Genomic DNA, 4,026 nt, shown 5'->3' on the forward strand with positions numbered 1-4,026 from the left:
CGGTAGAGGCGCTGCTCGATAAGGGCAACGGTTTCATCGATTTGTTCTTGTGTGACAGGGCGTTTGTGCAGCGCGCGCTCAAGGCTGGTTTGCAGTTTGTGCGGATTGAAGGGAACCCGTGTGCCGTTGGATTTGATGACTTGCGGCATCCGCATTTCAACGGTTTCAAAGGTGCTGAAGCGTTGTCCGCATTCCAAGCATTTGCGACGGCGACGGATGCTGTTGGTGTCTTCCAGCCATCGCGAGTCGGCTACTTGTGTATTGGGGTGTTGGCAAAACGGGCACTTCATCGGGTTTCCTTGTCATACGCTCGGCAAGGTCGCTAAGCAATTGAATTCATTGTTTGTGACCTATTATTGTAGCGGATTGCGCTATTTTCGTATAGTAAACGCTTTGACTATGGATTAAGTATAAAAAGGCCGTCTGAAAGGGCAACTTTGGCAAAGTTGCCCTTTCAGACGGCCTTGAGTTTTTCAGTCAATCAACCGTTAAACCGATACACCGACGGCGCGGGCGATTTCCAAACCCTCTTCCGCACTCATGTAAACCGGATTGTTGGGGCGGTCGCTGAGGACAATGTCGCCGTCTTGAAACATCACCAATTCATTGACTGCCAATTGCGACCAGGTTTCATCTCGTGTCAGGGGCAGGGTGGCGATGACGGAAACTTTATCGTTCGGGGTGGTCACTTCTGAAAAATCGACCATGACATCATCGTCCAGCAAACGCGCTTTGCCAAACGGGGCTTTGCGCACGATGTAGTGCAGCAAGGTGCTGGCGTGGGCAAACAGGCAGTCACCGTTGGACATCACAAAGTTGAACAAGCCGTAGCGGCGGATTTCATGGGTTAGGCCGGCAATGGCATCAAACAAAACTTAAGGTTCGGGCTTGGTGGCAAAGCGGCTGCGCAGGCGGTTGAGGATAAAGCAGAACGCGCGTTCGGAATCGGTCGTGCCGACGGCATGGTAGTACTCGCCCTGCTCGGGGTAAAAATCAATCAAATGGCCGTTGTGGGCAAACAGCCAATATTCGCCCCACATCTCGCGCATGAAGGGATGAGTGTTCGCCAATGAGGTCTGACCTTGTGAGGCCTTGCGGATATGGGCGATAACGTTTTCGGATTTGATTTGGTAGGCGCGCACCAAGTCGGCAACGGGCGAGTTGGCACTGGGTTTGTCGTCGTGAAACAAGCGCACGCCTTTGCCTTCAAAGAAACCGATGCCGAAACCATCGGCATGGTGGTCGGTAATGCCGCCTCGACGGCGGAAGCCTTCAAAAGAAAACATGATGTCTGTGGGAGTGTTGCAATTCATGCCGAGCAGTTGGCACATGGCGTTAACCTTTTTTCCGAGTATTTATAGGGTCATTATGGTGTATCGGGCAGGCAGTTTCAATATATTCTTTGCCGTTTTAGGGTAGGTGATACAGGCTGTATCGAATTAAAAATAAAGAATTTCGCTTTGTAGGGGATTGTTAGGATATTTACTAATTCTGTGCTAACACTTCCCCTATAAAATGCTTTGCAGAACAAAAAGACCTCCTCACATAACGATATGTTCTACTCACAACGAAACATAATTTTCCCCACCATCGTTTTACCTCAAGGAGTGTTCAATGAAACTGAATCTGCAAAAAACCACCGCTGCTGTTTTGGCTGTTGTGTTCAGCGTAGGCGCATTTGCAGCTAATAATGCCTATAACCCATTCGAGTATGGCTACAAAAATCACAAATACGGCAAAAAATGGGGCAAGCCTGCATCTGAAGCCGAAGGCGAAAAAGTGATGAAACACGCTGCCTACCGTTCAGGCGTGTACTACACCAACGTAAACCGTATGCCTGGCAATGCAGACCGCAATGGCGTGAAAACCGTACAGGTTAACGACGCATATACCCGTCAAAACCTCGGCCGCTATGCGTTCAACACCATCAAGAGCGGTGACTCTGAAGTATACTACGGTGAGTGGGTCGGTAAAGAATACGCTAAAGGCTCTAACCGCGGCGTTTTCTACTCCGGCGACAAACGCGCTACCTCTATGCCTGTATCCGGTGTAGCCAACTACGCAGTTAAAGGTATCAATAACTACACCGGCAACAACCCGATGGTTGGTACTTTGCGCGCAGACTTCGGTCAACGCGTCTTGACCGGTTCTATGAAAAATAACGCTGTACAGATGGACATCCATTCCCGCATCAAGCCATCCAGCGCATCATTTGAAGGCTACGCTCGCGCCAACGGCCACTTCGGTAAAACCGAAGGCCACTTCTTCGGCAACGGTGCAAGCGCGTTGGCCGGTGTTGCCAAATTTAAGACCGACCGCAATCTGGATACGGCATACGGCGGCGTAAAACGCTAAAATCTGTCTTTAAGTAAAATAAAGCCTGCCATCCGCAGGCTTTTTTAAACACTTGCTTCCAAATTTCTCAAGGTCGTCTGAAACTTGCGACCGGAAAGCCGATCCCATGTACAAACCGTCTGCCTGCCTGATTCTGCTTCTTTCTGCTCCCGTCCTTGCCGCGCCGCGTTCTGATTTTTCAGACGACCGCACCGCGCAACGCCTGTGGCAGGATACCCGCCAAACCATGCAGGAGCAGGAACAAAAAGTGCGCGAATATCATCTCGATATTTCTGCTCCGCATACCGGGAAGACAGCCGAGAGCGACTCCGAAGCCGACCAAGGCGAGGCACTGTTTAATGCTGTCAACCGCAGCGATTGGCAAACCGTTCGCCCTCTGCTGGAGCGTTATACCCAGCAAACCGAATACGATCCCGATATCGCTTCGTTTGCCCGTGCTTCTCTTGCACGAGGCGAAGGTAAGTGGAAAGCCGCCAAACAAGAATACGAAACCCTGTTGCAACGTCATCCCGATTTTACACGCGGACGGCTTGATTACGCACGCCTGCTTTTTGAAGGCCGTCTGAACCGCGAAGCATCTTCTGAATTTGTACACCTTCAAAACGAAGACTTGCCTGAAGCCGTCAAAGAAAACATCGCCCATTTCCAAGATGCCTTGAACCAGCGTCAAAGCTGGAAAGGCAGCCTCTCCGTCGGCGCCGTCCACAATAGCAACATCAACGAAGCCAGCGGCAAAGTGTGGTGTAAAACCGAAATCGACGGCGAATGTTGGGAAGAATTTTCAGGCGACAAACCCATTTCCGCCAACGGCATCAAATACGAAGCCGCCGCCGTCCGCCGCTGGCAGGTTAAAGGACACCACGGCATTGCCGCTCGCGCGCTCGGCTATGGCCGCTTCTACCGCGACCATAAAGATTTCAACGAACACACGCTCAACCTCAGTGCAGGCTATCAGTTTGAAAACCAGCGCCACACTTTCGCCTTCGCACCACTTGTCGAATGGAATGGCAGCGGCAGCAAAACCCTCAACCGCGCCTATGGTGTGCGCAACGAATGGAACCTCGACAAGGGCGATTGGACATGGAACACGGAAGCTGAGTGGAAACACCTTTCTTATGCAGACAAAACCCGTTTGCTCGACGGCAGCCTCCTCTCCGTTTACAACACCTTGTCTTATTTTCCGCGCAACGACCTGATGCTCTACGGTGGCATAGACTGGCAGCAGCGCAAAACGAAAGACCCTGTGGACAGCTATCGCCAAATTTCCGCACGGCTGGGTGCGGCAAAAATGTTTGAAGCCGGTTTCGACGTTTCCGTGTCTGCTACCTTCGGCATCCGCAGCCATAGGGAAGAGAATGCCGTCCTCGAACAACGCCGCCGCGACAAAGAACAAACCTACCGCCTCAGCATAGGCGCTGACCGCTGGAAATTCGCCGGCCTTAAGCCCGTCCTCAGCTATAAACACCGCCGCGTTAACGGCAACACCGACTGGCTGTACAGCTACAAACAAAACGAAGTCGGTTTGTCACTGGTGAGGTCGTTTTAACTTGCGGTAAACAGAAATAAAAATGCACAGGCCGTCTGAAAGTATTTTTCAGACGGCCTGTGCATTTTTATTTCTGTTGTTATGATTTTACTTAGAGAAGGGAGTATATTATAGTTATACAGTAT

The 4,026-nt window shown here is 51.1% G+C and carries 3 protein-coding genes and 1 pseudogene; 2 read left to right on the forward strand and 2 right to left on the reverse strand.

Annotated elements, in window-relative coordinates; all coding sequences use genetic code 11:
- Both ACTHUM_RS10685 and ACTHUM_RS10690 read right to left on the reverse strand, forming a co-directional pair.
- Positions 1–290, reverse strand: a 290-nt coding sequence (locus ACTHUM_RS10685; protein ID WP_440402872.1) for an NrdR family transcriptional regulator, incomplete at its 3' end; no start/stop codon positions are given.
- 198 nt (positions 291–488) lie between these two features.
- Positions 489–1,331: pseudogene (locus ACTHUM_RS10690) on the reverse strand (class II glutamine amidotransferase).
- Positions 1,332–1,614: 283 nt separating this feature from the next.
- On the opposite strand from ACTHUM_RS10690, the gene ACTHUM_RS10695 reads away from it, so the two are divergent.
- On the forward strand, positions 1,615–2,355 hold the full coding sequence (locus ACTHUM_RS10695) for a Slam-dependent surface lipoprotein (protein WP_070460456.1): 741 nt from the start codon (positions 1,615–1,617) through the stop codon (positions 2,353–2,355).
- A 106-nt stretch (positions 2,356–2,461) separates the two neighbouring features.
- Positions 2,462–3,901, forward strand: a complete 1,440-nt coding sequence (locus tag ACTHUM_RS10700) for a surface lipoprotein assembly modifier (RefSeq protein ID WP_070460453.1) — start codon at positions 2,462–2,464, stop codon at positions 3,899–3,901.
- Positions 3,902–4,026: the final 125 nt, after the last annotated feature.

Source organism: Neisseria sp. P0021.S006 (assembly GCF_051956895.1).